Below are 2881 nucleotides of genomic sequence, written 5' to 3' on the forward strand. Positions count from 1 at the left end.
CAATGTCTTTTGATCGTGGTCACTACCAGACTTTCTCCATCATCGATGAAGATCTCCTATCGTCAAAAGAGATGAGCGTGAATGATCCCTCAATCTTAGGCGAGCCGATCCTCGCCACGCGGTTTGTGAGCACAACCGTCTACACGCTCACCGATGGTCGCGACTAATCCCGCTTGGTCGAAGTAGACAAAATTGCGATTCCCTGCAGTTCGACTGAACGCGCCGAGACTCTCGTCTTCCGGATTGCTCGCGTCAGTTTCCAGCAACAAGAAGCAACTCCCATGCCAACCCGTTGTCCATCCCGTTGAATCTTTGAATTCAGCAACTTATGGGACCGGTCGCCTAGCCCGGTCTCGAGAGAGGTGTTCGCAGTCACACAGACGACTGCTCGAATCCGATCAGATGCGCGAGAACGCACACTCAATCCGCTTGCCAGCTCTGTTGCCGTCGCACGCGTCTTCTTCGATTCCATTTCGACATCGACAGGAATCTCGCGCACAAGCGACCCGCCGTGCAGTTGCCACCGTACTTTACGTAGGTGAACCGGTACGCACCGCAATCCTGCACCAATCCGCCAGTAATCTGAAAGTCGATTTGTTGACACGAAGTTCCGTCACACACATCGTGTCATTATTGTCACACGACGAAGAATCGAACGGAAGATAGGTGGTGCTGACAATCATCCGAAGGAGCCGCCAGGTGGACGTCACAGGCGCGGCTCAGCTTCAGCGTGATCCAGGGACTTCCGGTGAAAAGAACCCCACCCGTTCGGAACCTGTGCCCGCCCAGTCCCCAATAGTTCACGCCGCCAACGTCACAGAGGTTGTTGGCCAAGGCACAATCTGCCGAAGAGCTACCGGCGTGAACCAACTCAGCCTGGCGCGTGTACGCCCCCGCTGACGTGCAGGCGTTCCTGGAGTAGATCTCTTCGCCCGTGATCTCCCACCTCTGGAGCGCTCCGCCGAGAGACCATGCCGAGTCGGACACCTCGCCCGCATCGTACGCCACGTCGATGTTGGTTAGCTCCGCCACAGGCATCGCTAACAGTGCCAGGGTAGTCAGCAAACTGACCGTGAGGAAATTCCTGATCATACCTAACTCCCTGCGAGGTGCGTGAGTGGGGCTGCGGGCTGGGCTGTCCATCGTCGTCTCCGCAGCCTGGACAGCGCAGCGAAGGACCGTGCCATCGCTATAGATCACCCTGGCTCTCGATTGAGCAAGTCCTATGCCAACTTCCGTATCGATTCCAGCCCGCCCCTGACACCAGCAACCTGCTGTGCCGATCATGTTCCTCCCCGGAGAAAAGTGCTCGATTTCTTACAGATGACTGCTCGAATTCGAACAGTGGTGCTCGGAAACGTACGCTCTTTCCATGCACCGTCTTGCTAAGCTAGAATGCTCACGGGTCACGGGCGTAGCAGTTCGCCGCGGTATGACCAGGAATCAGAGTAAATTGAGAAAGAGCACGCTTGCTCACTACGCGTGATACGGAGCTACGACCAGATACACTTGAAGTTGAACCGGGATTGAGCTCAGTTCACGAGCGGAGAGACTCAACGGGAGATCGAGTGTGATGAATTCACAAGGAACGAAGTCCTACCCTGACCTCCGGCAGGCTCAGTTCCACACCTCGAGCGAACCGCCGGCGGCGGACGAGGCGACCGCCCTGGTGCCGGGAACGCGGCTGGGCCGATACGTGATCCTGTACCGGATCGGCGGTGGGGGCATGGGAGTGGTGTACGCGGCCTACGATCCGGAGCTCGACCGCAAAGTGGCCCTCAAGCTGCTGACCCGGCAGATGGAGCCGGAGCAGGCCGAAGCGCTGACGCGCCGCGAGGCCCAGGCGATGGCCAGGCTGGCCCACCCCAATATCGTCACCGTGCACGACGTCTGCACCTACGGCGATCGGGTATTCATCGCCATGGAACATCTGGAAGGTCAGACCCTGAGGGATTGGCTGGCGGCGGCAGAGCATTCGTGGCGGAAAGTGCTGGAGGTGTTCCTCCAGGCTGGGCGAGGCCTGGCTGCCGCGCATTCGGCGGATCTGGTGCATCTCGATTTCAAGCCGGGCAACGTGATGCTCACCGGCGACGGCGGAGTGCGCGTTCTCGACTTCGGACTGGCCCAGCTCGATCTGGGCGGCGCGGGGAGCGATCTCTCCGGGCCCGCGGCTGACCGAGAGACGCCTTCCATCACCCCCGGCCCGGACGCCATCCGGTGGATCGTGACCGACCGCGACGCCATCCGCGGAACGCCCGCTTACCTCGCGCCGGAACGCATCCGGAGTGGCTCGGCGGATGCCCGCAGCGATCAATTCAGCTTCAGCGTCGCCCTCTACGAGGCGCTCTACGGAGAGCGTCCCTTCGCCGGCGACACCCTCGAGGACTACGTCGATCAGGTCCATCGCGGGATGGTCCGCGAACCGACGCCGGCGAATCGAGTGCCCGGTTGGTTGCGTAAGGCGCTGCTGCGCGGTCTCGCCTCGGAGCCGGAGGATCGCTTTGCTTCGATGGAGGAGATGCTCCAGGCGTTGGCCCCCGAACCGCGCCGGGCCAGAAACCGGTGGCTGGCGGCGGTTTCGGGTCTGCTGGCTTTGGGTGCCCTCATGACCGGCTACCTCCGGACGCTTCCGGAGCGGGTCCCGATCTGCGCGGGAGCCTCCGAGAGGCTGGCCGGTGTCTGGGACGCGGAGCGCAAGGAGACGATCCGGACAGCCTTTCTCGGCACCGGGGTCGCGTTCGCCGGGCAGGCTTTCGAGAATGTGGCACAGGTCCTGAACCGTTATACGCAGGACTGGGTCGGGACGCATACCGAGGCCTGCGAAGCCACCCATGTCCGCGGCGAGCAGTCGGAGAGGATGTTGGACTTGCGGATGATGTGC

The 2881-nt window shown here is 61.3% G+C and carries 3 protein-coding genes; 1 reads left to right on the forward strand and 2 read right to left on the reverse strand.

Annotated features, from left to right (window positions below; all coding sequences use genetic code 11):
• Positions 1-95: 95 nt before the first annotated feature.
• Positions 96-269, reverse strand: a complete 174-nt coding sequence (locus GY725_09260) for a hypothetical protein (protein ID MCP4004370.1) — start codon at positions 267-269, stop codon at positions 96-98.
• 367 nt (positions 270-636) lie between these two features.
• Positions 637-1092, reverse strand: coding sequence for a hypothetical protein (locus tag GY725_09265; GenBank protein ID MCP4004371.1), 456 nt, complete (start codon positions 1090-1092; stop codon positions 637-639).
• Between the two features lie 577 nt (positions 1093-1669).
• On the opposite strand from GY725_09265, the gene GY725_09270 reads away from it, so the two are divergent.
• Positions 1670-2881, forward strand: a 1212-nt coding sequence (locus tag GY725_09270; GenBank protein ID MCP4004372.1) for a serine/threonine protein kinase, incomplete at its 3' end; no start/stop codon positions are given.

The organism is bacterium (assembly GCA_024226335.1).
Taxonomy (GTDB): Bacteria; Myxococcota_A; UBA9160; order SZUA-336; family SZUA-336; genus JAAELY01.

Bases quoted from the DNA above. Each gene is read 5' to 3' on its own strand.
- GY725_09265 (MCP4004371.1), bottom strand. From the start codon at position 1,092: ATGATCAGGAATTTCCTCACGGTCAGTTTGCTGACTACCCTGGCACTG.